Here is a 23,605-nt window from a genome sequence, read left to right on the forward strand (position 1 = left end):
GGCCGTACGGCCCCCGTGACCCGCTGCGGTCGCGGGGGCCGTGCCGTGCGCCGACAATGGGTGGGCTCGGGGATTCGTACGACCGCGTTCGACCGACGACCACGTTCGACGACGAAAGGTACGCGACCCCATGACCACGGCGAAGGACATCATGCACCCCGGGGCCCAGTGGATCCCGGCTCACGAGACGCTCGACCGCGCCGCGCAGCTGATGCGCGACCTGAACGTGGGCGCGCTGCCCATCGCCGACGAGAACGAACGTCTCTGCGGCATCCTCACGGACCGCGACATCGTCGTCGGCTGCGTGGCCATGGGCCACGACCCCTCCAAGGTGACCTGCGGCGAGATGGCCAAGGGCACCCCGCGCTGGGTCGAGTCGGACGCCGACGTGGGCGCCGTCCTGGAGGAGATGCAGAGCCACCGGATCAAGCGGCTGCCCGTCATCGAGGAGAAGCGGCTCGTCGGCATGATCAGCGAGGCCGAGCTGGCGCAGCACCTGTCGGACGAGCAGATCAAGGCGTTCTGCATGAGCGTCTACGCGTCCTCCTGACGGCTCCTGACGGCTCCCGGGCGTTCCCCCGGGGCGTTACGCGCCCTCCTGACCGCTTCGGACGTCCAGGACCGCCCGGGCCACCTGGTCCGGGCGGTCCCGCATGACCAGGTGGCCCGACGGTTCGGCCGTCTCGTAGCGGGCGCCGAGCCGCCGGGCGAGGGCGCGCTGGCGCCGCTCCCAGCGGGCGGAGCCGTCGGGGGCGGCGAGGACGGTGACGGGGAGGCCGGGCGGGAGGGGGCGGTCCTCCCGCAGGGCGAGGAGTTCGGCGGCGACGGCCCCGTAGCGGGCGTTCTCCAGGAGGGTGCCGCGCAGCACCCGCGAGGTGCGGTAGACGCGGCGGACGAGGGCGGGGTCGGTACGGACGGGGGCGGGGCCGAGGTCGGGACCCGGCGCCCCTCTCCGTACGGTCCCGGCCCGGACCGCGAGGTTCCGGACCGCCGGGCCGAGCGCCGCCGGGAGCCCGGCGGCGGCGAGGACGGCGCCGAGGGCGCGGGCGGGCGCGGTGGTGCGGGCCGGGCGGGGGTCCTCCTCCACCGAGGAGTCGACGAGGACCAGGCCTGCGGTGCGGTCCGGGTGCAGCCGGGCGAAGGCCTCCGCGTGGAACCCGGCGATCGAGTGCCCGACGACGACGGCCGGTCCGCGGTGGCCGAGCGCGTCGAGGACGGCCGCGATCCGGTCCGCCTCGCCCGCCGCCGTCGGCGGGGCCGCCGCGGGGGCGGAGAGGCCGTGGCCGGGGCGGTCGAAGCGGACGACCGTACGGTACGGGGCGAGGTGCGGGACGACCGGGTCCCAGTCGAACCAGCTCATGCCGAGGCCGGCGCTCAGGACGCAGACGGGGCCCGAGCCCTCGGCCACCACGTGGTGGGGCACGCCCCCGATGCGTACGAAGGTCACCGCCGTTCCTCCCGGGTGTCCGTGGCGAGGGAGTACGCCAGGACGGCGAGCCACACGGCCACCAGGAGGACCTGGAGCCGCTGTCCCGCGCCGAGCGCCCAGATGCCCTTCCCGGCCTCGAAGGCGGCGACGGCGGCGAGCGTCCATGCGGTGGCGGCGAGCTCCAGGGCGACGAGGACGGGTCCGGTACGGGCGAGGGGCAGGCGGCGGTCGTGGCGGCGGGCGGCGACGGTCAGGGCGACCAGGGCCGCGAGCGCGCCCGTCATCGCGAGGCTCGAACTGACGGCGTGGGCCGCGTGGGTGGCGGGCACGAGCCCGGCGGTCTCGCGCGCCGCGCACACGGGATCGACGGTCGGGGCGCAGCTGAGCGGCAGCCGGGAGTCGGCGACGGTGGCGGCCCCGAAGACGGCGAGGGCGATCCAGCCGCCGAGGGCCCAGGGGTCGCGGCGCGCGTGTCCGTGCGCCCCGGGGCCCTGCCCCGTACGCCCACCGGATCCGCTCTCCGCAGAACTCCGCGCCTCCGGTCCGCCGGGCCCGCCGCGCGCCCGCCACGCCCCCGCCAGGCCCGTCAGGGCTCCCGCCAGGACCAGGAGGCCGGCCGCGAAGTCGGTGGCGCGGAAGAGGCCGCCGAGGGGCTGGTCGGCGGCGGCCAGCTCGGAGACGTACGTCCGGACCGGGTCGAGACCCGTGTGGACGAGGACTTCGAGGACCCAGGCGGTGTACGCGAGCGCGCCGAGGGCCAGCAGGGCGGCGGCCGTTCGCGTGACAGTCCTGGACATACCGGTTCGAACGCCGGGGTACGACCGGAGGTTCCCGGTGGCGGGGCCCGATCGCGGGGAGACCTTCGCGCCGGCGCCTCCGCGCGAGGTCGCCCCCGCGAACGGACACCCGGCCGCCCTCGTCTCCGTACGCGCACCTGCGCGCCGACCCCCGTGTACGGACGTCTCCGCAAACGGGCGCCCCGGCCGCCTCCGTGAGCGACCTCGCGGTCCGGGCCCAGGGCCCTCGGCCGGGATTCCCGACCCGCACCCCAGGACATAGCGTCGGTTTGACGATTACACTGGCCGCGTGCCTCAACTACGCCTCGCCCTCAATCAGATCGACTCGACCGTCGGAGACATCGCCGGGAACGCCGAGGCGATCGTGCACTGGACCCGGCACGCCGCCGGGCAGGGTGCGCATCTCGTCGCGTTTCCCGAGATGGCGCTGACCGGATACCCCGTCGAGGACCTCGCGCTGCGCTCCTCCTTCGTGGAGGCGTCCCGGGCGGCCCTGCGCGGGCTCGCCCGGCGTCTCGCCGAGGAGGGGTTCGGGGAGGTGCCGGTGGTCGTCGGATACCTGGACCGCTCCGAGCGGGCGGAGCCCCGGCTCGGCCGGCCGGCCGGGTCGCCGGAGAACGCCGCCGCCGTGCTGTACGGCGGGGAGGTGGCGCTGCGGTTCGCCAAGCACCACCTGCCCAACTACGGCGTCTTCGACGAGTACCGCTACTTCGTGCGGGGCGACACGCTGCCCGTCGTCCGGGTCCACGGGATCGACGTGGCCCTGGCGATCTGCGAGGACCTCTGGCAGGACGGCGGCCGGGTCCCGGCGGCGCGCGCCGCGCGGGCGGGGCTGCTGCTGTCGGTGAACGCCTCGCCGTACGAGCGGAACAAGGACGACACGCGCCTCGAACTGGTCCGGGCGCGGGCGCGGGAGGCCGGGTGCGTCACCGCGTACCTGGCGACGACCGGCGGCCAGGACGAGCTGGTCTTCGACGGCGACTCGATCGTCGTGGACGCGGAGGGCGAAGTCGTCGCGCGGGCCCCGCAGTTCGTGGAGGGCAGCGTGATCCTGGACCTGGAGCTGCCCGCGTACGACCCGGACGCCCCGGAGGGGCCGGTCGGCGAGGACGGGCTGCGGATCGACCGGGTGGTGCTCTCCGAGAAGCCGCTGCCCGCGTACGAGCCGGAGCTGACGGGCGGCTACGCGCACCGCCTCGACGACGACGAGGAGGTGTACTCGGCGCTCGTCATCGGCCTGCGCGCCTACCTCGCGAAGAACGGTTTCCGCTCGGTCCTGGTCGGCCTGTCGGGCGGCATCGACTCCTCGCTCGTCGCGGCGATCGCCTGCGACGCGCTCGGCGCGGAGAACGTGTACGGGGTGTCGATGCCGTCGAAGTACTCCTCGGAGCACTCGCGCGGCGACGCGGCCGAACTGGCCCGCAGGACCGGCCTGAACCACCGCACGGTGTCGATCGAGCCGATGTTCGACGCGTACACGGGGGCGCTCGGCCTCACCGGGGTCGCGGAGGAGAACCTCCAGGCCCGGCTGCGCGGCACGGCCCTGATGGCGCTCTCCAACCAGGAGGGGCACCTGGTGCTCGCGCCGGGCAACAAGTCCGAGCTGGCGGTGGGGTACTCGACGCTGTACGGGGACGCGGTGGGCGCGTTCGGGCCGATCAAGGACGTGTACAAGTCGGACGTCTTCCGGCTGGCGCGCTGGCGGAACCGGGCGGCCGAGGAGCGCGGCCAGACCCCGCCGATCCCGGAGAGCTCGATCTCCAAGCCGCCGAGCGCCGAGCTGCGCCCGGGGCAGGTGGACACGGACTCGCTGCCGGACTACGCGGTCCTGGACGGCATCCTCGCCCTGTACGTGGACCGGGACCTGGGGCGGGACGGGATCGTGGCCGCCGGGTACGACGAGGAGCTGGTGACGCGGACGCTGCGGATGGTGGACGCGGCGGAGTACAAGCGGCGCCAGTACCCGCCGGGCACCAAGATCTCGGCGAAGGGCTTCGGCAAGGACCGGCGGCTGCCGATCACGAACCGCTGGCGGGAGTCCCCTGCCGGCTGACCTCGGCCCCGGTGTCCTTGAGGGGGCTTCCCGCGACCACGCGGGAGGCCCCCTCCGGCGTGCGGCGGTCGAGCAGGCCCGCCAGCGCGGCGACCGCCAAGCCGACGGCGGTGAGGCCCGCGCCGACCAGGGCCGGGGAGGTCCAGCCCCAGCCGGCGGCGACGGCCGCGCCGCCCGCCCAGGCGCCGCCCGCGTTGGCGAGGTTGAAGGCCGAGTGGTTGGAGGCGGAGGCGAGCGTGGGGGCGTCCGCGGCCTTGTTCATGACCAGCATCTGGAGCGGGGTGGTGGTCATGAAGCCGACCGCGCCGAGCACGACGACCGTGACCAGGGCGAGCCAGGGCACGTGGGCGGTGAAGCGGAAGGCGACCAGGGCGAGGACGAGGGCGGTGAGCGAGCCGTACAGGGTGGGGCGCAGGGCGCGGTCGGTCAGCGGTCCGGCGGCGAGCGCGCCGCCGGTCATCCCGAGGCCGAAGAGGGCGAGGACGACGGTGACGGTGGAGTCGCCGAAGCCCATCACCTCGGTGGTCATCGAGGCGAGGTACGAGTAGACGGCGAAGACGCCCGCGAAGCCGAAGACGGCGGTGAGCAGGCCGAGCAGCACCTGCGGGCGGCCGAGGGCGCGCACCTCGCGGCCCAGGCCCCGGTGTCCCTCGGCGGGGATCGGCGGGACGAGGCGGGCGAGCGCGGCCACGGCGAGCAGGCCGATCGCGGAGACCACGAGGAAGGTGGCCCGCCAGCCGAGGTGCTGCCCGAGGAGGGTCGCGGCGGGCACGCCGAGGATGTTGGCGACGGTGAGGCCGAGGAACATGGTGGCCACCGCCCGCGCCTGCCGCCCCTCGCGGACGAGCCGGGCGGCGACGACCGCGCCGAGGCCGAAGAACGCGCCGTGCGGGAGGCCGGCGAGGACCCGGGCCGCGACGAGCCAGCCGAAGCCGGGGGCGAGCGCGGAGGCCAGGTTGCCGACCGTGAAGAGGGCCATGAGCAGCAGGAGCATCCGCTTGCGGGGGATGCGGGAGCCGAGTGCGGTGAGCAGCGGGGCGCCGACGACGACCCCGATCGCGTACGCCGAGACGAGGTGTCCGGCGGTGGGGACGGAGGTGCCGAGGTCCTCGGCGACCTGGGGCAGGAGCCCCATCATCACGAATTCGGTGGTGCCGATGCCGAAGGCGGAGACGGCCAGGGCGAGCAACGCCAGGGGCATGGGGGGAGAGCCTTCCGGGGGTGGGGCCTGGGATTAGTTCGCAGTCTGAACAAATTGTCGCAGACGGCGGATTCCCGGTGGCTTCCGGAGGGTGAAGGGGACGTTTCGGCCCGGGGCCGGTTCAGAACCGCACGCGGGCGGCGATCGGGAGGTGGTCGCTCCGCGTGGCGGGCAGCGCCCAGGAGGAGACGGGCTCGATGCCCTTGACCATGATCTGGTCGATGCGGGCCATCGGGAACGAGGCCGGCCAGCTGAACCCGAAGCCGTCGCCGGCCGCGCCCTGGGTGGAGCGGAGCTGCGAGGTGACGCCGTTGAGGGCGCGGTCGTTCATGGTGCCGTTGAGGTCGCCGAGGAGGACGATCCGCTCGTTCCGGTCCCGGGAGATGGCCTCGCCGAGCGCGTCGGCGCTGTTGTCGCGCTGGTTGGCGGTGAAGCCGGCGTTCATCCGGACCCGCACGGAGGGCAGGTGGGCGACGTACACGGCCACCTCGCCCTTCGGGGTCACGACGGAGGCGCGCATGGCGCGGGTCCAGCCCATGTGGATGTCGACGGGCCGCGGGTCCCGCAGCGGCAGCTTGCTCCAGAGGCCCACCGTGCCCTGGACGGAGTGGTACGGGTAGGCCTCGGCGAGGCCCTTCTCGTAGACCGGGACCATGTCGCCCTTGAGCTCCTCCAGGGCGAGCACGTCGACGCCGGAGGCGGCGAGCTGCCGGGCCGCGCCCTCCGGGTCCGGGTTCTCGGCGTTCACGTTGTGGGTGGCGACGGACAGGTCGCCGCCGGGGGCCGACTTGTCGGCGACGAGCCCGCCGAAGAGGTTGAGCCACACCGCGGCCGGAAGGAGCAGGGCGATCAGCGCGGTGGCGGACCGGCGCAGCAGGGCGAGGACGAGCAGGAGCGGCACGAAGAGGCCGAACCAGGGCAGGAAGGTCTCGGTGAGGCTGCCCAGGTTGCCGACCCGGTTGGGGATCTCGGCGTGGAAGACCATCACGAGGGTGAGCGCCACGGCGGTCAGGGCGAGCAGGACGCCCCGGCGCCAGATCCCCGGGTCGCGGCGGAGCCCGTCGAGGGCGGCCCGGAACCGGGAACGGGGACGCTCGCCGTTCGCGCCGCCGTACTCGGTCCCCGTCGTGTCCACCCGCGTCATCGCTGCCCTCACTGCCTTGCCGCCGTACTGTCGTGCCTGCTGCCGTGGCCCGACGTCGACACTAGGCGATGACGGGGCGGCCGTACTCCCCCAGGGACGACACCGCGAGCGTGGCGGGTTCCTGCGGAGGTGCCGAAGCGGGGCGGCTGTGACAGAACGCTCATATTCACGGCGGCCGGGGCGGGGCCGGGGATCCGCCGGGCGGTGCTCCGGAGCCGCGCGGACCGGGACCCGGAGCCGCGCGGACCGGGCCCCCGGGCGGTTCCGCGCGGGTTTCACACATTGCGGGGGTGTGAACAGCGCCACTCCGGCCCACTTTCCCGTCCGCCCGCCGAAGTGCCACCATGGACGTGGTCCGGGGACGCCGTGAGGGCGCCTCGAGATGACAACAAGGAGCCGTTCACCATGACGCTTCAGGCTGCCCAGAAGCCGCCCGCCGCCGGCGCCGGCACCAAGTCGCTCTACGGGGGCACGAGCACCCGCCGCCTCACCGTCCACGACATCGCCGCCGCCAAGGCCCGCGGCGAGAAGTGGCCCATGCTCACCGCCTACGACGCGATGACCGCCTCCGTCTTCGACGAGGCCGGCATCCCGGTCATCCTCGTCGGCGACTCGATGGGCAACTGCCACCTCGGCTACGACACCACCGTGCCCGTCACGATGGACGAGATGACCTTCCTGTCCGCCGCCGTCGTGCGCGGGACCAAGCGGGCCCTCGTCGTCGGCGACCTGCCCTTCGGCTCGTACCAGGAGGGACCCGTCCAGGCCCTGCGCAACGCCACCCGGCTCGTCAAGGACGCCGGCGTCGGCGCGATCAAGCTGGAGGGCGGCGAGCGCTCGCTGCCGCAGACCGAGCTGCTCGTCCAGGCCGGCATCCCCGTCATGTCCCACCTGGGCCTGACCCCGCAGTCCGTCAACACCATGGGCTACCGGGTGCAGGGCCGCTCCGACGAGGCCGCCCACCGGCTCCTCCGCGACGCCAAGGCCGCGCAGGACGCGGGCGCGTTCGCGGTCGTCCTGGAGCTCGTACCGGCCGAGCTGGCCGCCGAGGTCACCCGCTCGCTGCACATCCCGACCATCGGCATCGGCGCGGGCGCCGGGACCGACGCGCAGGTCCTCGTCTGGACCGACATGGCAGGTCTGACCGGCGGCAAGGTGCCGCGCTTCACCAAGCAGTACGCCAACCTCCGCGAGACGCTCGGCGACGCCGCGCGCGCCTTCGCCGAGGACGTCTCCGGCGGGGCGTTCCCCGCCGAGGAGCACACCTTCCACTGATCCGGGAACGCCCCTCACAGAGGACCCCGAGAAGCCACTGCGGCACCTCCGACAGCCCGCCGACATCCCCCATCGGCGGGCTGTCGGCCGTCTGTCGGGGCGTTGTCGGTGGCGGCTGGTCTAGTAGGGGCCATGACGCGATCACACACCAACGCCGTCGAGGTACGGGGCCTCGTGAAGCACTTCGGCGAGACGAAGGCCCTCGACGGGGTCGACCTGGACGTCCGGGAGGGCACGGTCCTCGGGGTCCTCGGGCCCAACGGGGCCGGGAAGACCACCCTCGTCCGCTGCCTGTCCACCCTGATCGTCCCGGACGCCGGGACCGCCACCGTCGCCGGCTACGACGTGGTGCGCCAGCCCCGCCAGCTGCGCCGCACCATCGGCCTCACCGGCCAGTACGCCTCGGTCGACGAGAAGCTGTCCGGCTGGGAGAACCTGTACATGATCGGGCGGCTGCTCGACCTCTCCCGCAAGGACGCCCGGGCCCGCGCCGACGAGCTCCTGGAGCGCTTCTCGCTCACCGAGGCCGCCAAGCGGCCCGCGATGAACTACTCGGGCGGCATGCGCCGGCGGCTCGACCTGGCCGCCTCGATGATCGGGAACCCGGCCGTCCTCTACCTGGACGAGCCGACGACCGGCCTCGACCCCCGCACCCGCAACGAGGTGTGGGACGAGGTCCGGCGGATGGTCTCCGAGGGCGCCACCGTCCTGCTCACCACCCAGTACATGGAGGAGGCGGAGCAGCTCGCGAGCGAGCTGACCGTCGTCGACCGCGGCAAGGTCATCGCCAACGGCAAGGTGGACGACCTCAAGGCCCGGGTCGGCGGCCGCACCCTGAAGGTGCGCCCGGTGGACCCGGCCGACCTGACCGCCATGGCCGCCGCGCTGCGCGAGACCGGTCTCGACGGCGTCGCCGGCGCGACCGTCGTCCCCGACGAGGGCGCGCTGTACGTGCCGATCCTCGCCGACGAGCAGCTGACCGCCGTCGTGGGCCTGCTCGGCGCGCGCGGCTTCGGCATCGCCCACATCGGCACCCACCTGCCCAGCCTGGACGAGGTGTTCCTGGCGATCACCGGCCAGAAGACGCCCGTGTCCGACGCGCTTCCCGAGGAGGTCGCCGCATGAGCACCGCCACCACGACCACACCGCTCTCCAAGACCCCCGCCGGCGCCCCGGACCCGGGCACGGGCCCGGCGCGGGCGCTGCCCGGCGAGGGCCGGATCGGCCTGCGGGCCAACCTGCGCCACATCGGCGCCCTGGCCCGGCGCAACGCCCTCCAGATCAAGCAGGACCCGGAGTCGATGTTCGACGCCGTCCTGATGCCGATCGTCTTCATCCTGCTGTTCGTGTACGTCTTCGGCGGCGCGATCGCGGGCAAGGGCAACAACGACGCGTACGTGAACTACGTGACGCCCGGCCTGATGGCGATGATGGGCATGAACATCGCCATGGCCGTCGGCACCGGCGTGAACGAGGACTTCAAGAAGGGGGTCATGGACCGGTTCCGGACGATGCCGATCGCCCGGTCCTCCGTCCTGATCGCCAAGATCGTCGTCGAGGTCGGCCGGATGCTGATCGCCACCGCGATCCTGCTCGGCATGGGCTTCCTGCTCGGCATGGAGATCAAGACCTCGGTCCTCGACCTCTTCGCCGCGATCGGCCTGTCGATGGTCTTCGGCGCCTCGCTGATGTGGATCTTCATCCTGCTCGGCCTCACCATGAAGACGAGCCAGGCGGTCCAGGGGGTCGCGATGCTGGTCCTGATGCCGCTCCAGTTCGGCTCCTCGATCTTCGCCCCGCCGACCTCGATGCCCGGCTGGCTGGAGGCCTTCACCGACTACAACCCGCTCTCCAACCTCGCCGACGCCGCGCGGAACCTCGTCAACGGCGGCCCGGTCGCCCACTCGGTGTGGATGACCCTCGGCTGGTCGGTGCTGATCACGGTCGTCACGGCGCCGATCGCGGTCGCCAAGTTCCGCAAGAAGACCTGAGCCGGGGCGTCCACGGACGGTCAGGACCCGGTGCGCGCCCCGATCGCGTCGACGGCGCGGCCGAGCAGGGCGGCGGCCTCCTCGAAGGAGAGGCCGTCGCCCTCGGCGCGTGCCGCCTCGAACTCCGCGTCGCCGAGCGCGGAACGGGCGAGCGCGACGGCCCGCTCCAGCTGCTCCCGCTCCGTCGGCGGCGGCAGGTGAGCCGGCGGGAGCAGTGCGTCCCTGGCGCCGAGCAGCACCGCGCCGGTCCGCGCCGCAGGTCCGCCGAGTCCGGCCAGGGCCCAGGCGGCGACGATCAGGTGGACCGCCGGCATCTGCGGGCCGATCATCAGCGACAGCGGGCTCAGGGAGTACGCGTACGCCTTCGCGGCGAGGGCGAGCCCGGAGGCGTACCGGCCGTCGAGGACGTCCAGCCAGCCCAGGCCGCCGAAGGCGAAGCCCTCGAAGAGGGCGAGGGCCTCCGAGTCGAACTCCTTCAGCAGCGCCCGGAGGTGCTCGCGGGCCTCGGCGGTGCGTCCGCCGCGGCCGAGCACCGTCGCGAGGATCATGCGGGCGCCGAGCCGGGGTTCGTGCCCCAGGCCGTGGTCGCCGTCCAGGATCTCGCGCAGGATCGCCTCGCCCTCGGCGAACCGCCCCAGCTCGACGAGGACGCCGGCGTACCGGGCGCGCAGGAGCAGCACCTGCGCCTGGGCGCCGATCCGTTCGGCACAGCCGATGGCGGCGGTGAAGTCCGCGGCCGCCTCCGCGAACTCCAGGCGCCGCTCCCGGGCCTCGGCCCGGGAGGAGAACGCCTCGGCCGCGCCCCAGGCGTCCCCGAACCGGGCGAAGAGCTCCAGGCTCTCGTCGGCGTCGGCGAGCGCCTCGGCGGCCCGGTCGCTCCGGTTGGCGAGCATGTTGGCGCGCAGCTGGAGCATGTTGGCGAGGTCCCAGGCGTGGCCGTGCCGGCGGCAGGCCTCGACGGTGGCGTCGAGCAGTTCGCCGAGCCGGCCGGGCTCCCCGATGAGGAGGATCGCGAAGACGGCGAAGGAGCCGGGCAGCCGGCAGGACTGGGGCAGGCCGGGGTCGTACCCGGCGGTCATCTCGCGCAGCCGCCGGACGCCCTCGGGGGTGGTCCAGCGGCCGGTCTCGTGGCTCATGTTGATGAGTTCGACGAGCCGGACCCCGCGCCGGGCCTCCCAGCGCTGCGCCTCGGAGAGCGGCGGCGGCGCGGCCGTGCACGGCTCGGGCAGGGGGACGACGGGGGCGGCGGGCGGCGCGAACGGGTCGGGGCCGAGGGCGGAGGCGGCCTCGGCCCAGTACAGGGCGTCGGTGCGCAGGTCGCGCAGCTGCCAGTACCAGAGCAGGGAGTGGACGAGGACGAGGGCCTCGTCCTCGTCGCGGGCGTCGACGGCCCGGCGCAGGGCGGTGCGGAGGTTGCCGTACTCGGTCCCGAAGCGGGTGATGGCGGCGACCTGTCCCGGCCCGCGCAGCTCCGGATCGGTCCGCCGGGCCAGCTCCCGGTAGTACGCCAGGTGCCGCCGCTCCACCCCCGCCCGCTCCCCCGCCTCCTCCAACCGCTCCCGCGCGTACTCCGCCACCGTCTCCAGCAACCGGTACCGCATCCCCCCGTCCACCGGAGCGGCCACCACCAACGACTTGTCCACCAACGCGCCCAGCACGTCCAGCACGTCCCCGGGCCCGCCGCCGCCGGCGCACACCGCCTCCGCCGCCGCCAGGTCGCACCCGCCCGTGAACACCGAAAGCCGCCGCAGCACCACCCGCTCCGGATCATCGAGCAGGTCCCACGACCAGTCCACCACCGCCCGCAACGTCTGCTGACGCGGCAACACCGTCCGCGCCCCCGCCGTCAACAACCGGAAACGATCGTCCAGACGCTCCGCGATCTGCCGCAACGACAACATCCGCAACCGCGCCGCCGCCAACTCGACCGCCAGCGGCAAACCGTCCAGCCGCCGGCACACCTCCTCCGCCGCCCCCCGGTCCTCCCCCACCACGAACCCCGGCCGCGCCGCCGCCCCCCGCTCCCCCAGCAACCGCAGCGCCATCCCCACCGGCAGCGGACCCAACGGCCGCACCACCTCCCCCGGCACCCCCAACGGCTCCCGACTCGTCGCGAGGATCCGCAGGCCGGGGCAGCGGGCGAGCAGGGTCTCGGCCAGGTCGGCGGCGGCACCGACCACGTGCTCGCAGTTGTCGAGGAGCAGCAGCATCCGGCGTCCGGCGCAGTGCTCCACGAGCCGGGCGAGGGGGTCGTTCCCGGTCCGCAGCTCCTCGGCGCCGGCGCCGCGCAGGACGGTCTCGCGGGCGCCGACGGCGGCGAGGACGGCCTCGGGCACGGCCTCCGGGGCGGTGACGGGGGCGAGTTCGGCGATCCAGACGCCGTCGGGCCAGGCCCCGGCGTCGCGTTCGGCGGCCTCCTGCGAGAGGCGGGTCTTCCCGGCGCCGCCGGGGCCGAGCAGGGTGACGAGCCGGGCCGTCCGCAGGTCCTCCCTGAGGGCGGCGATCTCCTCGTCGCGGCCGACGAAGCTGGTGAGCCGCGCGCGCAGGTTTCCCGGGGCTGGGGCCGGTTCCGGCGCCGCCGTCCTCCCGGCGAGCAGTTCCGCGTGGAGGACGCGCAGGGCCGGGGACGGGTCCGTGCCGAGGCGTTCGGCGAGGGCGCGGCGGATCGACTCGTACGCGACGAGTGCTTCGGCGGCCCGGCCCGTGTCGCGCAGGGCCCTGATCCGTAGCCCCTGGAGGGGTTCGTCCAGCGGGTGGGCCTCGCAGAGGGCGGTGAGTTCGGGGAGGACGGCGGGCGCGTCGCCGAGGGCCAGGGCGGCACCGAGCCGGGCGCGGCGGGCGTCGAGGCGGCGGGCCTCCCACCGGGCGGCCTCGGCGGCCCGGTCCGGCAGGTCGGCCAGGGCGGGGCCGCGCCAGAGCCCCAGGGCCTCGTCGAGCAGGACGGCCGCCCGCCCCGCGTCCCCGGCGGCGAGCGCGGCCGCACCCTCGCCGGCGAGCCGTTCGAAACGGTGGAGGTCGATGTCCTCGGGCCGGGCGTCGAGCCGGTAGCCGCCCTCGGTGGAGACCACCCGGTCCCGGCCGAGGGCCCGGCGCAGCCGCCCGACCAGGGCCTGGAGCGCGGCGACCGCGTCGGCGGGCGGCTCGTCGCCGTACCAGACCTCGTCCACGAGGTCCCGCACGGGCACGGGGCGGCCGGCCCGCAGGGCGAGGACGGTGAGCAGCGCGCGGACCCGGGGGCCGCCGACGGCCACGTCGGTGCCGTCGGGCGCGTGGGCGAGGGTGGGGCCGAGGACGGAGTAGCGCACGGGCCCATTCTCCGTGAGCGCCGGGACCGCGCTCCCGGCGGGGAGCTGTCCGGGGCGGGGCCGCCCGGCGGGGCCGTACGGGCCGGAGCCACCCGGCGGGAAGCCGCCCGGGACGGAGCCACCCCGGTTCTCCGCCCGGTACCGGAACCAGGGACCGGGGGCCGGCACCGGAAGCCGGGACCGGAACCCGGCGCCGGAACCGGACCCGTCCCCGGTACGTTTCCCGCACACCAGACTTCCCCGTCCCCCTGGGAGCCCCCGCGATGACCACGGCCACCACCCGGAGCCACGAACGGCGGATCAGCCCCGTCTTCCTGGCGATCCTCGCCGTCATGGCCGTCACCGGCTGGGCGGTGTGGACGGACTTCGCCGCCCTGCCCGGCCTGGCGGTCTTCCTCTTCGTGACCTCGGCGTGGGTGGTGTCGCTCTGCCTGCACGAGTACGCGCACGCCCGGACCGCACTGCACGGCGGGGACATCACGGTGGGCGCGAAGGGCTATCTGACCCTGAACCCGCTGAAGTACACGCACGCGGTGCTGAGCATCGTGCTCCCGGTGCTCTTCGTGATCATGGGCGGGATCGGTCTGCCGGGCGGCGCGGTCTTCATCGAGCAGGGGCGGATCAAGGGGCGCTGGAAGCACAGCCTGATCTCGGCGGCGGGCCCGCTGGCGAACGTGCTCTTCGCGCTGGTGTGCACGGCCCCGTTCTGGCTGGGCGCGCTGGACGGGGTGCCGCCGGCGTTCCGGTACGCGCTCGCGTTCCTGGCGTTCCTCCAGGTGACGGCGGCGCTCCTGAACATGCTGCCGGTGCCGGGGCTCGACGGGTACGGGGTGGTGGAGCCCTGGCTGTCGTACAAGGTGAAGCGGCAGATCGAGCCGTACGCGCCGTACGGCTTCTTCGTCGTGATCGCGCTGCTGTTCGTCCCGGCGGTCAACGGCGCCTTCTTCGACGCGATCGACGCGCTCATGCGGTCCCTCGGGGTGCCGGAGCTGAGCCGGTACTGCGGTTCGCAGCTGTTCCGGTTCTGGGAGGGAACGCCGCCGGAGGTCTGCGGGGTCTAGCCCCGGGACGGGCCCGGGCCCGGCTCAGGCCTGGGCGGCGGCTTCCTTCTCGGCCTTGGCGCGGCGGAGGTAGTACCAGGCCATGTTGGAGGAGAGGCCGGCCAGGAGGACCCAGACGATGCCGAGGAAGCTGCCCTGGACGAAGGAGACGACGGCCGCGGCGACGGCCAGGGCGCAGACCACGAGGGCGTAGAGGGCGAGGCGGGGCATGGGGGTCGGCTCCTGTCCGGTGCGGATGGGTCTCGGTGCCCGTCCAGTGTCCCCCATGCCCGGAAGCGCCCGTTCTCCGGCTCGCCTCCCCGGCGCGAACGTCCTCAGATGTCGGTGACCCGGAGGCCCGCGTGGGCCTTGTACCGGCGGTTGACCGAGATCAGGTTGGCGACCAGCGACTCGACCTGGTGGGCGTTGCGCAGCCGGCCGGCGAAGACGCCGCGCATGCCGGCGATGCGGCCCGCGAGGGCCTGGACGGTCTCCACGTCGGCGCGCTCCTCGCCGAGGACCATCACGTCGGTGTCGATCTCGTCCAGGGAGGTGTCCTGGAGGAGGACGGCGGAGAGGTGGTGGAAGGCGGCGGTGACCCGGGAGTCCGGGAGGAGCGCGGCGGCCTGCTCGGCGGCGGAGCCCTCCTCGGGCTTGAGGGCGTAGGCGCCCTTCTTGTCGAAGCCGAGCGGGTTGACGCAGTCCACGACGAGCTTGCCGGCCAGCTCCTCGCGCAGCGACTCCAGCGTCTTGGCGTGGCCGTCCCACGGCACGGCGACGATCACGACGTCGCTGCGGCGGGCGGTCTCGGCGTTGTCGGCGCCCTCGACGCCGTGGCCCAGCTCGGCGGCCGCGTCCCGGGCGCGGTCGGCGGAGCGGGAGCCGATGATCACCTTCTGTCCGGCCCGGGCGAACCGGTAGGCGAGGCCGCGGCCCTGCTCGCCGGTGCCGCCGAGGACGCCGACGACGAGCCCGGAGACGTCGGGGAGGTCCCACGGGTCCTTGGGCGCCTTGGCGGCCTCGGGGGTGGGGTCCTGGGGTGCGCTGGAGGAAGTCATGGCCCCGACATTACCGACCGGTCGGACCGCCGGGCCGCCTCCCGTACGGGTGATCCCCCGGCATTCGGCCGCGCGCGGGCCCGGCGTCGTACAGGATGCGTCCGCATGGATGCCGTACGGGTCGCGTTGCTGCGGGAAGTGCTCGCCGGGACGGAGTGGCCGGGGGCGGCCCGCCGGTTCGCGGGGGCGCTGCGGGGTTCGGTGGTCTCGCACGGGGGCGGGCTGCTCCTGGTGGGCACGGAGGAGTACGAGCCGTGGCACCTGGCGGCGCATCTGGTCGACGAGTCCGCCTGGTCGGGGCTGCAGGAGCTGGCGCCGACGCTGGTGCGGCACCGGGTGCGGCCGGACGCCCCGGCGCACCTGGCGGTGGGTCTGGGCCGCCTGGAGGCGGCGGGGCGGGGGGCGACGCTCCTGATGGTGGCGCCGGAGCGGCCGGGGGCGGGGTTGCTCCAGCGGGTGCACGACGCCCGGCGGGCGGGGGCGACGGTGCTGACGCTCGACCGGGGCGATCCGGAGGTGCGGGGGGTCGCGCACGAGACGCTGGCGGTGGCGGAGGGGACGGGAGTGGACCTGGACACGGTGCAGCACCTGGTGAGCGCGGCGGCCGGGGAGAACAGCCTGCCGTCGCCGCGCGGGAGCCGCCGCTTCCGGGACCGCCTCTCGGCCCTCGCGGACCGCCTGACGGCACCGCCGCCGAAGCGCTGGTAGGAGCTTGGAGGCCGGCCCGTCCCCGGGTCGTCGGCGGGTCATCGGCGGGCCCCGCCCCGGCTCGTCGGCGGGGCTCGCCGATAATCAGGTTGCCCTCAGCACCTTTCGGACGGAACATGACCCCTCGTGTCCCCCGCGCTCTCCAAGCTCTCCGCCGTTCTGCCCGATCTGGCGCCCTGGCGCGCCTCCCGCGACTTCCGGCTCCTGTGGGTGCAGGGGCTCGTGACGTTCTTCAGCAGCGCGATGGCGATGATCGCGCTGCCGCTCCAGATCAAGGAGCTGACGAACTCGCCGCTCGCGGTCGGGGCGATGGGCGCGGTCGAGCTGGTGCCGCTCGTGGTCTTCGGCCTGTACGGCGGGGCGCTCGCGGACGCGGTGGACCGGCGGCGGGTGATCCTGTGGACCGAGGCGGGCCTCGGCACGCTCGCCCTGGTCCTGCTGGTCAACGCGATGCTGCCGGAGCCGATGCTCTGGCCGCTGTACGTGGTCGCGGCCGGCGTCTCGGCGCTCGCGGGGCTCCAGCGGCCCGCGCTCGACTCGCTCTTCGCCCGGATCGTGCCGCACGAGCACCAGACGGCGGCGGCCGCCCTCAACTCGCTGCGCTGGCAGATGGGCGCCATCGCGGGCCCCTCGATCGCGGGCCTGGTCGTGGCGTTCGCGGGGCACGCGCCCGCGTACGCGGTGACGGCCTGCGGCTTCGCGGTCTCGGTCCTGATGTGCCGGCGCCTCTCCCCCGCGCCGCCCGCGCACGACGCGGAGAAGCCGTCGTTGCGGGGCATCGCGGAGGGCGCGCGGTACGCCTGGTCGCGGCCGGTGCTGCTCGGCACGTACGCGGTGGACCTGGCGGCGATGTTCTTCGCCTTCCCGAACGCGATCTTCCCGTTCCTCGCGGACGAGCTGGACGCGGACTGGTCGCTGGGCCTGATGTACGCGGCGGGCTCGGTGGGCTCGCTGCTCCTCGGCCTGACCAGCGGCTGGACCTCGAAGGTGCGGCGGCACGGGCTGCTCGTGGCCGGGGGCGCGACGGCCTGGGGCCTGGCGATCGCGGCGGCCGGCTGGTTCGGGAACGTGTGGCTGGTGCTGCTCTGCCTGGCCTTCGCGGGCGCGGGCGACATGCTGAGCGGTCTGGGCCGCTCCACCATCTGGAACCAGACGATCCCGGAGGAGCTGCGCGGCCGGCTCGCGGGCATCGAGGTGCTCTCGTACAGCGTCGGCCCGCAGCTGGGCCAGGTGCGGGCGGGCGTGATGGCGGGCTGGACCGGCACCCGTACGGCGGTCTGGACGGGCGGCGTGGCCTGTGTGGCCTCGGTGGGCCTGCTCTGCCTGACGCTGCCGAAGCTCCTGACGTACGACTCCGAGACCGACGAGGACTCGCTGCGGCGCCGGGCGCGGCAGCGGGAGGCGGCGGCCGGGGAGACCCTTGCGGAGGCCGCCGGGGAGGCCCGCGCGGCGGCGACCGGGGAGGCCCCTGCGGGGGCCGCCGGGGAGACCCGCACGCAGCCCGCCGGGGAGGCCCGCGCGGAGGCCGCCGACACCGCCTGAGCGGCACCGGCGGCGTACGCCCGTCCCGGGTCCCGGCTCCGGGCCGGCCTACTCGGGGCTCTCGTCCTTCTTCCCGCCGGCGTCGTGCCAGCGCGGGTCCGTCTCCCACTCCAGGTTCCGCTCGCGGGCGGTCTCCATGGCGTGGGCGGCCTCCTCACGGGTGGTGTAGGGGCCGAAACGGTTCTTCGAGGGGCATTCGGGGCCCTCCTCGACCGTCTTGTGCTCCAGGCAGTAGTACCACTCGCCCGGTTTGCCCACTGTGCGCTTCTTGAACAGGGCCATCGTCTTCGGCTCCTTCCCTCGGGACCATGCTGCCCCAGACCCGGTCGTTAGACTCGCTGGCATGTCTGGCCAGTCGCTTCTCGTACCGGGGGAGCTCTCCCCCCACCGCTCCGTTCCGGGTTCCATCCGCCGCCCCGAGTACGTCGGGAAGCCCGCACCGACCCCGTACACCGGGCCCGAGGTGCAGGATTCCGACACGATCGAGCGGATGCGGATCGCCGGCCGCATCGCCGCGCAGGCGATGGAGGAGGCCGCCAAGCACATCGCCCCCGGCGTCACCACCGACGAGCTCGACCGGGTCGCGCACGAGTTCATGTGCGACCACGGCGCCTACCCCTCCACCCTCGGCTACCGCGGCTTCCCGAAGTCGCTGTGCTCCTCGGTCAACGAGGTCATCTGCCACGGCATCCCGGACTCCACGGTGCTGCGGGACGGCGACATCGTGAACCTGGACGTCACCGCGTACATCAACGGCGTGCACGGCGACAACAACGCCACCTACCTCTGCGGCGACGTCGACGAGGAGTCCCGGCTGCTCGTGGAGCGGACCCGGGAGGCCCTGAACAGGGCGATCAAGGCGGTGAAGCCGGGCCGCCGGATCAACATCGTCGGGCGGGTCATCGAGTCGTACGCCAAGCGGTTCGGCTACGGGGTCGTGCGCGACTTCACCGGCCACGGCATCAACTCGTCGTTCCACTCCGGCCTGATCGTGCCGCACTACGACTCCCCGCACCACACCACCGAGATCAAGAAGGGCATGACCTTCACCATCGAGCCGATGCTGACGCTCGGCACCCACGACTACGACATGTGGGACGACGGCTGGACCGTGGTGACCAAGGACCGCAAGCGGACGGCCCAGTTCGAGCACACCCTCGTCGTGACGGACGACGGAGCGGAGATCCTGACCCTGCCCTGACGTTGCCCCGCCCCGGGAAGTGGGTAGCTTTTTTACCGACAGGACGTCGGGAACCAGTTGACTTAGGTAAGCCTAACTTGGCAGGATCGTCACCGGTTCCCGTCCCATCGGTCCCGGAGGCACGCCTTGGACACGCCCTTCTCGACGCTCATCCGCACGGCGTCGCACGAGCAGCACACCGAAGCGGAGACGTCGTCCTTCATGGGTGACCTCCTCGGCGGGCGCCTGGGCGTCGACGCCTACGCGCGCTACACGGAGCAGCTCTGGTTCGTCTACCGGGCCCTGGAGGAGGGCGCGGAGGCGCTGCGCGGGGACCCGGTCGCCGGGCCGTTCATACAGCCCGAGCTGTTCCGCACGGCCGCCCTGGAGCAGGACCTCGCCCATCTGCGGGGCCCGGACTGGCGCGACGGCCTCTCGCCGCTCCCGGCCACGGTGGCGTACGCCGAGCGGGTCGCCGAGTGCGCCCGCGAGTGGCCCGCCGGCTACGTGGCGCACCACTACACGCGCTATCTGGGCGACCTGTCGGGCGGTCAGATCATCCGCGACAAGGCGGAGCGCACCTGGGGCTTCGCGCGCAAGGGCGACGGCGTCCGCTTCTACGTCTTCGAGGAGATCTCCAACCCGGCCGCGTTCAAGCGGGCGTACCGGGAGCTGCTCGACGGGGTGAACGCCGACGACCTGGAGAAGCAGCGGATCGTCGACGAGTGCAAGCGCGCCTTCGACTTCAACAGCGCGGTCTTCCACCAGCTCGGGAGCGAGTTCCCGCTGAGCGCGTGATGCCCTTCCGAACGGTACGGGGGGTCAGCGCGTGAGCGTGCCCTCCAGGCGGACGCGTCCGCCGAGTTCCACGATGCCGTCGGGGCCGGGGGCGGTCAGCAGCTGCGAACCCCGGCCCTGCGTGATGTTCAGGGCCCGTCCCAGCTCCGCCGTGAGGAGCAGCGCCGCCGCGCCGGTGGCCTCGTCCTCCTCGATGCCGTCGCCGCGCCCCGGGAAGGCCCGCGCCCTGATCCGCCCGGCGGCCTCCTCCTCCCAGGCCCAGGCGTAGATCCACTCCCCGGGCTCCGGCACCTCCAGGGCCTCCACCTCGGCGGCGGAGGCGTACCGGCGCAGGGTGCGGGGCGGGGCCCACTCCGCGCGCGCCTCGATCCAGGTGAACTCCCCGTCGCCGCGCACCCACACCTCGCCGACCGGCGGGTGGACGACCTCCAGGTCGAGGAGCCAGGCCGCGCCGACGAGCGGGTGCCCGGCGAACGGCAGCCGCAGGCCCGGCGTGTAGATGTCCACGAGCCCGCGCTCCGGGTCGTCCACGAACACCGTCTCGCTGAAGCCGAGCTCCTTGGCGAGCGCCTGCCGCGAGGACTCGTCGGGGTGGGTACGGGCGTCCCGTACGACCCCGAGGGGGTTGCCGTACCGGCCGTCGCCCGCACAGAAGACCCGCAGGACGTCGATGTCAGTGGCGGTCGTGTTCATGGCGGAATTCAACCATCCGTCCGCAAGGGGGCAGGGCCGCACCCGGATTCCGGGTGCGGCCCTGCCTGGTGGGGGGTGGCGGATCAGGAGGCCGTGGCGCGGCGGCGGACCGCGACGACGACGGCCGCGCCGGCCGCGACGGTCAGGGCGGAGACCCCGGCGAGGAGGCCGGTCGGGACGTCCGAGCCGGTGGCGGCGAGGGCCCCGGAGCCGCCGACGGTGCCGGCCCCGCCCGCGGTGCCGCCGCCGACCGTGCCACCGCCCGTGGTGGACGAGCCGCCGGTGCCGGAGGTGCCGGAGCCGGAGGTGCCGGAGCCGGAGGTGCCGTCGGTGGCCGGGGGCAGCGTGGCGCCCTTGTCGAGCGAGAAGGAGACGGTCACCGGGTCCATGGCGGTGCCCGCCGGGTAGCCGCCCTGACCGCCGGGGGCGCTGAAGCTCGCGGAGCCCGCCGCGGTCAGCTTCGCCGGGACGTCCGCGAGGGTGACGACCCGGTCCTTCGCCGCCCAGTCGGCCTTCGACAGGTCCAGGTCGACCAGGGCGACGTCCTGCCGGGTGCCGGTGGCGGAGGTGACGTCGGCGGTCAGGGTGCCGGTGGCGCCGGCCGCCTTCACCTTGAGGTCGGAGACGGTCCACCGGATGCCGTGCGCCTCGCAGACGAAGGCGAGGCGGCCGGAGAAGGCGGCCTCGGCCTTGCGGGCCTGGGCGTCGAGGTCGGCCTTGACGAAGCCGAAGTCGTAGGCCGCGCCGTTCTTCTTCGCGCCCTCGGAGGCGGTGACCGTGCCGCCGCAGATCTCGCCGACGTACCGCTGCCAGCTCTCCTTCACGCCCCAGGTGAGCCTGCCGTTGACGACCTTCGCCGGGCCGGTTGCCGACGGGGTGGTGGTGCCGGTCGGGGCCGGGCTCGTGGGCGCGGTGGTCGTGGGGGCCGGGCCGGTCGGGCCGGTGCTGGTGGGCGCCGGGCTCGTGGGCGTGGTGCTCGTCGGGGCCGGGCCGGTGGGCGTGGTGCTCGTCGGGGCCGGGCTCGTGGGCGTGGTGGTGGTCGGAGTCGGGCTGGTCGGGGTCGGGCTGGTCGGCCGGCTGCCCGCCTTCACGGTGAGGGTGGCCGCGTCGAGCGCGTCGCCCTCCTTGTAGAAGCCCGCGAACGCCGCGGCGCCCTCCTTCGTCAGCTTCGCCGGGATGTCCTTGAAGACCATGGCGCCGCCGTCGCCCCGGCCGGGCTTGACGCCGCTCATGTCGAGGGCGGCGAAGGGGATGTCGGAGCGGGTGCTGAAGGTGCCGTCCTTCTCCTTGGTGACGACGTCGGCGGTGATCTCGCCGGTCGGCGCGGCCGTGCCCTTCGTCGACAGCCTGACGTCCGAGATGCGGATGTCGAGGGCGCCCTGGTGGGCCTCGAAGTGGACGCCGCCCTTGAAGGAGGTGGCGGTGCCGTGGCCGACCGTGTCGTACGTGCCGGTGCCGTCCACGAACGTGAACACGCCGTTGCCGGCGGCCTGCCGGGCGCCGCCCTCGACCGTGGTCTTCCCGTGGGCGAAGGGCTGCGCGAGGTACGAACGGAAGGACTGCTTGATGCCCCAGTCGAGGGTGCCGTCGGTCAGCGTCATCGGGGGGGCACCCTCGGCCGCCGCGGGCAGGGCGAGGGCGAGGGCGCCCGTCCCCAGGGCGGCGGCCGTGGCGACGGCGGCGGCCAGGGTGACGGAACGGCGCATGGTCATGGCCATGGCGGATTCTCCTAATGGTGCGCGGGGCGCGGGGGTGCGCGCGGGGTCGGCCGCACGGGGCGCGCGGCGAGGGGGTGGGGAGCGCCGGGACGGCGGCGCGGTGGGGTGGTTCAGGGAGCGGGGGCGTCTGCGCGGCGGCGGCGTACGACGGCGAGGGCCGCGAGCGCGGCGACGGCGAGGACGCCCGCGCCGATCGCGAGGTACGTGCCGGCGGAGGGGCCGGAGGACGAGGCGGCGGCTGCCGGGGCGGTCGCGGCCGGCTTCGCCGGGGCGGTGGTGGCGGCCGCGGCCGGCGGGGCGGCCGCCGCGTCGCTGCCGAGGTCCGGGAGCGGGGGCAGCTGCGCCTTCTCGTCCACGGTGACGGCGAGCGAGACGGGGTCCATCGCGGTCCCGGCCCTGTACATCCCGCCGAAGGCCCCGGCGCCGCCCTCGGTGAGGGTGGCGGGGGCCTCGGTGACGGCGGCGAGGCCGTTCTTCGGGGCGAGGTCGGGGACGGCGAAGGTGACGAGCGGGACGTTCTTCTCGGTCCTGCCGGAGGTGGTGACGTCGGCGCCGAGGGTGCCCTTGCCGTCCTTCACGCGGACGGTCACTTTGCCGAGGGTGAGGTCGAGGTGGGTGCCGGTGAAGCGGACGCTGCCCGCGAAGGCGGCGTCGAGGGTCTTCCCCGCCGGGTCGTACGTGCCCTTGCCGGCGGTGAAGCGGAAGAGCGCGCCGCCGTCCCGGGCGCCGTCGGCGAGGGTCCACTTTCCCTGCGCGATGCTGCCGGTGACGTACTCGCGGAAGGTGCGGCGGACGCCCCAGTCGACGGCCGCGTCCCGGAAGGAACCGGCGGCCGGGGCCGGGGACTTCGAGGGCTCCGGGGCCTTCGTAGGGGCGGCGGAGGTGGGCGCGGTGGTCGGCGTCTTCGGCCGCGGCGCGCGGACGTCGACGGAGAGGGACACGGGGTCGAGCCGGGTGCCGGCCGGGTAGTAGCCGGCGAAGGCGGTGGCGCCCTGCGCGGTGAGGGTGGCGGGGACGCCGGCGAGGGCGACGGGGCTGCCGCCGCCGCGCATGTCGATGCCGCCGAGGTGCAGGGTGGCGAGCGGGACCTGCGAGGAGACGGTCGTACGGCCGCTGCCCTTGGCCTTGCTCGCCATGTCGGCGTAGAGGGTGCCCCGCCCGCCCTGGACGCGGATCCGGGGGCGGCTGATGGTGAGGTCCAGCTCGTTCGTGCCGTCCGCCTTGCGGTGGCCGGTGAACCGGACGCCGCCCGAGAAGGCCGCCTCGAAGGCGCCGGTCTCCGGGTCGTACGAGCCCCGCGCGGAGTGGAAGCGGAACTGGCTGCCGCCGACCGTGGCGGCTCCGCCGGTGAGGCTCCAGCCGCCCTGCGCGACGGGCCCGGTGACGTAGCTCTGGAAGGAGGACTTGATGCCCCAGTCGAGCCGCCCGCCCTGCACCGTACGGCTCTCCGCGTGGGCGGCGGAGGCCGGGATCAGGGTGGCGAGCAGCGCCGCGAACAGGGTCACGGCGAGCGCGCGGGCGGGTCTGGACAGCAGCATGGAACCCCTCCGAGGGCTGGCAACATAGGTAAGGCTAACCTAAGCTATGCCGAGCTCCGGACGGAATCCCCCGGCCCCGGAGACTGCCGAACCCCCGGCCCCGGGAGTTCCGGAGCCACGACCCGGCCGTACGGG

At 74.4% G+C, this 23,605-nt stretch carries 21 protein-coding genes; 10 read left to right on the forward strand and 11 right to left on the reverse strand.

Going from position 1 to position 23,605, the window contains the following annotated elements; translation table 11 throughout:
• Nucleotides 1-130 precede the first annotated feature (130 nt).
• Nucleotides 131-550, forward strand: coding sequence for a CBS domain-containing protein (locus CP977_RS10165; RefSeq protein WP_062756196.1), 420 nt, complete (start codon nucleotides 131-133; stop codon nucleotides 548-550).
• A gap of 36 nt (nucleotides 551-586) precedes the next feature.
• On the opposite strand, the gene CP977_RS10170 is transcribed toward CP977_RS10165, so the two are convergent.
• Both CP977_RS10170 and CP977_RS10175 read right to left on the reverse strand, forming a co-directional pair.
• Nucleotides 587-1,447, reverse strand: coding sequence for an alpha/beta fold hydrolase (locus tag CP977_RS10170; RefSeq protein ID WP_152369946.1), 861 nt, complete (start codon nucleotides 1,445-1,447; stop codon nucleotides 587-589).
• Entirely contained in the window at nucleotides 1,444-2,226 is a 783-nt protein-coding gene (locus tag CP977_RS10175; RefSeq protein ID WP_062756191.1) for a DUF998 domain-containing protein, read from the reverse strand. The genes CP977_RS10170 and CP977_RS10175 overlap by 4 nt, the downstream gene beginning before the upstream one ends.
• A gap of 289 nt (nucleotides 2,227-2,515) precedes the next feature.
• Here CP977_RS10175 and CP977_RS10180 point away from each other — a divergent pair, with 289 nt between their 5' ends.
• Nucleotides 2,516-4,279, forward strand: a complete 1,764-nt coding sequence (locus CP977_RS10180) for an NAD+ synthase (RefSeq protein WP_062756189.1) — start codon at nucleotides 2,516-2,518, stop codon at nucleotides 4,277-4,279.
• Here the strand turns inward: CP977_RS10180 and CP977_RS10185 are convergent.
• Complete coding sequence (locus CP977_RS10185; RefSeq protein ID WP_062756187.1) at nucleotides 4,245-5,480, reverse strand: MFS transporter; 1,236 nt, start codon at nucleotides 5,478-5,480, stop codon at nucleotides 4,245-4,247. The two genes, CP977_RS10180 and CP977_RS10185, sit on opposite strands and share 35 nt — an antisense overlap.
• A 121-nt stretch (nucleotides 5,481-5,601) precedes the next feature.
• A complete protein-coding gene (locus tag CP977_RS10190; protein ID WP_062756185.1) occupies nucleotides 5,602-6,624 on the reverse strand; it encodes an endonuclease/exonuclease/phosphatase family protein in 1,023 nt (340 codons plus the stop codon).
• 405 nt (nucleotides 6,625-7,029) lie between these two features.
• On the opposite strand from CP977_RS10190, the gene panB reads away from it, so the two are divergent.
• The 3 genes from panB (at nucleotide 7,030) to CP977_RS10205 (ending at nucleotide 9,890) form a co-directional block, all read left to right on the forward strand.
• Nucleotides 7,030-7,899 (forward strand): 3-methyl-2-oxobutanoate hydroxymethyltransferase, encoded by an 870-nt coding sequence (gene panB / locus CP977_RS10195; protein WP_062756183.1) that lies wholly within the window; start codon nucleotides 7,030-7,032, stop codon nucleotides 7,897-7,899.
• Between the two features lie 132 nt (nucleotides 7,900-8,031).
• Entirely contained in the window at nucleotides 8,032-9,024 is a 993-nt protein-coding gene (locus CP977_RS10200) for an ATP-binding cassette domain-containing protein (protein WP_062756181.1), read from the forward strand.
• Entirely contained in the window at nucleotides 9,021-9,890 is an 870-nt protein-coding gene (locus tag CP977_RS10205) for an ABC transporter permease (RefSeq protein ID WP_062756179.1), read from the forward strand. The genes CP977_RS10200 and CP977_RS10205 overlap by 4 nt, the downstream gene beginning before the upstream one ends.
• Nucleotides 9,891-9,910: 20 nt before the next feature.
• On the opposite strand, the gene CP977_RS10210 is transcribed toward CP977_RS10205, so the two are convergent.
• On the reverse strand, nucleotides 9,911-13,195 hold the full coding sequence (locus tag CP977_RS10210; RefSeq protein WP_152369947.1) for an ATP-binding protein: 3,285 nt from the start codon (nucleotides 13,193-13,195) through the stop codon (nucleotides 9,911-9,913).
• Nucleotides 13,196-13,458: 263 nt separating this feature from the next.
• Between CP977_RS10210 and CP977_RS10215 the strand changes: the two genes are divergently transcribed.
• A complete protein-coding gene (locus tag CP977_RS10215) occupies nucleotides 13,459-14,256 on the forward strand; it encodes a site-2 protease family protein (RefSeq protein ID WP_062756177.1) in 798 nt (265 codons plus the stop codon).
• Between the two features lie 24 nt (nucleotides 14,257-14,280).
• Here CP977_RS10215 and CP977_RS10220 read toward each other — a convergent pair whose 3' ends face one another.
• Together CP977_RS10220 and npdG are read right to left on the reverse strand one after the other, a co-directional pair.
• On the reverse strand, nucleotides 14,281-14,523 hold the full coding sequence (locus tag CP977_RS10220) for a hypothetical protein (protein WP_183953191.1): 243 nt from the start codon (nucleotides 14,521-14,523) through the stop codon (nucleotides 14,281-14,283).
• A 47-nt stretch (nucleotides 14,524-14,570) separates the two neighbouring features.
• Nucleotides 14,571-15,293, reverse strand: a complete 723-nt coding sequence (gene npdG / locus CP977_RS10225; RefSeq protein WP_152369948.1) for an NADPH-dependent F420 reductase — start codon at nucleotides 15,291-15,293, stop codon at nucleotides 14,571-14,573.
• 105 nt (nucleotides 15,294-15,398) lie between these two features.
• On the opposite strand from npdG, the gene CP977_RS10230 reads away from it, so the two are divergent.
• Entirely contained in the window at nucleotides 15,399-16,001 is a 603-nt protein-coding gene (locus tag CP977_RS10230; protein ID WP_152369949.1) for a hypothetical protein, read from the forward strand.
• A gap of 126 nt (nucleotides 16,002-16,127) precedes the next feature.
• Complete coding sequence (locus CP977_RS10235; RefSeq protein WP_152369950.1) at nucleotides 16,128-17,543, forward strand: MFS transporter; 1,416 nt, start codon at nucleotides 16,128-16,130, stop codon at nucleotides 17,541-17,543.
• A 48-nt stretch (nucleotides 17,544-17,591) separates the two neighbouring features.
• Here the strand turns inward: CP977_RS10235 and CP977_RS10240 are convergent, their stop codons facing one another.
• The gene (locus CP977_RS10240; RefSeq protein WP_079131231.1) at nucleotides 17,592-17,825 is read right to left on the reverse strand and encodes a hypothetical protein; all 234 of its coding nucleotides are present in this window, start codon (nucleotides 17,823-17,825) and stop codon (nucleotides 17,592-17,594) included.
• Between the two features lie 61 nt (nucleotides 17,826-17,886).
• Between CP977_RS10240 and map the strand changes: the two genes are divergently transcribed.
• Nucleotides 17,887-18,744 (forward strand): type I methionyl aminopeptidase, encoded by an 858-nt coding sequence (gene map, locus CP977_RS10245; RefSeq protein ID WP_062756169.1) that lies wholly within the window; start codon nucleotides 17,887-17,889, stop codon nucleotides 18,742-18,744.
• Nucleotides 18,745-18,870: 126 nt separating this feature from the next.
• Nucleotides 18,871-19,521: a biliverdin-producing heme oxygenase gene (locus CP977_RS10250; RefSeq protein ID WP_062756167.1), complete on the forward strand. Its 651-nt coding sequence runs from the start codon at nucleotides 18,871-18,873 to the stop codon at nucleotides 19,519-19,521.
• A 24-nt stretch (nucleotides 19,522-19,545) separates the two neighbouring features.
• Here CP977_RS10250 and CP977_RS10255 read toward each other — a convergent pair whose 3' ends face one another.
• The 3 genes from CP977_RS10255 to CP977_RS10265 form a co-directional block, all read right to left on the reverse strand.
• On the reverse strand, nucleotides 19,546-20,214 hold the full coding sequence (locus tag CP977_RS10255) for a PhzF family phenazine biosynthesis protein (protein ID WP_062756165.1): 669 nt from the start codon (nucleotides 20,212-20,214) through the stop codon (nucleotides 19,546-19,548).
• A gap of 83 nt (nucleotides 20,215-20,297) precedes the next feature.
• Nucleotides 20,298-21,932, reverse strand: coding sequence for an HtaA domain-containing protein (locus CP977_RS10260; protein WP_152369951.1), 1,635 nt, complete (start codon nucleotides 21,930-21,932; stop codon nucleotides 20,298-20,300).
• A 110-nt stretch (nucleotides 21,933-22,042) separates the two neighbouring features.
• On the reverse strand, nucleotides 22,043-23,470 hold the full coding sequence (locus CP977_RS10265; RefSeq protein ID WP_152369952.1) for an HtaA domain-containing protein: 1,428 nt from the start codon (nucleotides 23,468-23,470) through the stop codon (nucleotides 22,043-22,045).
• Nucleotides 23,471-23,605: the final 135 nt, after the last annotated feature.

Origin of the sequence: Streptomyces cinereoruber, from assembly GCF_009299385.1 — a bacterium.
GTDB lineage: Bacteria > Actinomycetota > Actinomycetes > Streptomycetales > Streptomycetaceae > Streptomyces > Streptomyces bikiniensis.

Coding starts and splice junctions, on each gene's coding strand:
- CP977_RS10255 (WP_062756165.1), bottom strand. CDS start 20,214: ATGAACACGACCGCCACTGACATCGACGTCCTGCGGGTCTTCTGTGCG.
- CP977_RS10215 (WP_062756177.1), top strand. CDS start 13,459: ATGACCACGGCCACCACCCGGAGCCACGAACGGCGGATCAGCCCCGTC.
- CP977_RS10165 (WP_062756196.1), top strand. CDS start 131: ATGACCACGGCGAAGGACATCATGCACCCCGGGGCCCAGTGGATCCCG.
- CP977_RS10220 (WP_183953191.1), bottom strand. CDS start 14,523: ATGGGGGACACTGGACGGGCACCGAGACCCATCCGCACCGGACAGGAG.
- map (WP_062756169.1), top strand. CDS start 17,887: ATGTCTGGCCAGTCGCTTCTCGTACCGGGGGAGCTCTCCCCCCACCGC.
- CP977_RS10240 (WP_079131231.1), bottom strand. CDS start 17,825: ATGGCCCTGTTCAAGAAGCGCACAGTGGGCAAACCGGGCGAGTGGTAC.
- CP977_RS10260 (WP_152369951.1), bottom strand. CDS start 21,932: ATGGCCATGACCATGCGCCGTTCCGTCACCCTGGCCGCCGCCGTCGCC.
- CP977_RS10175 (WP_062756191.1), bottom strand. CDS start 2,226: ATGTCCAGGACTGTCACGCGAACGGCCGCCGCCCTGCTGGCCCTCGGC.
- CP977_RS10190 (WP_062756185.1), bottom strand. CDS start 6,624: ATGACGCGGGTGGACACGACGGGGACCGAGTACGGCGGCGCGAACGGC.
- CP977_RS10265 (WP_152369952.1), bottom strand. CDS start 23,470: ATGCTGCTGTCCAGACCCGCCCGCGCGCTCGCCGTGACCCTGTTCGCG.
- npdG (WP_152369948.1), bottom strand. CDS start 15,293: ATGACTTCCTCCAGCGCACCCCAGGACCCCACCCCCGAGGCCGCCAAG.
- CP977_RS10185 (WP_062756187.1), bottom strand. CDS start 5,480: ATGCCCCTGGCGTTGCTCGCCCTGGCCGTCTCCGCCTTCGGCATCGGC.
- CP977_RS10230 (WP_152369949.1), top strand. CDS start 15,399: ATGGATGCCGTACGGGTCGCGTTGCTGCGGGAAGTGCTCGCCGGGACG.
- panB (WP_062756183.1), top strand. CDS start 7,030: ATGACGCTTCAGGCTGCCCAGAAGCCGCCCGCCGCCGGCGCCGGCACC.
- CP977_RS10200 (WP_062756181.1), top strand. CDS start 8,032: ATGACGCGATCACACACCAACGCCGTCGAGGTACGGGGCCTCGTGAAG.
- CP977_RS10205 (WP_062756179.1), top strand. CDS start 9,021: ATGAGCACCGCCACCACGACCACACCGCTCTCCAAGACCCCCGCCGGC.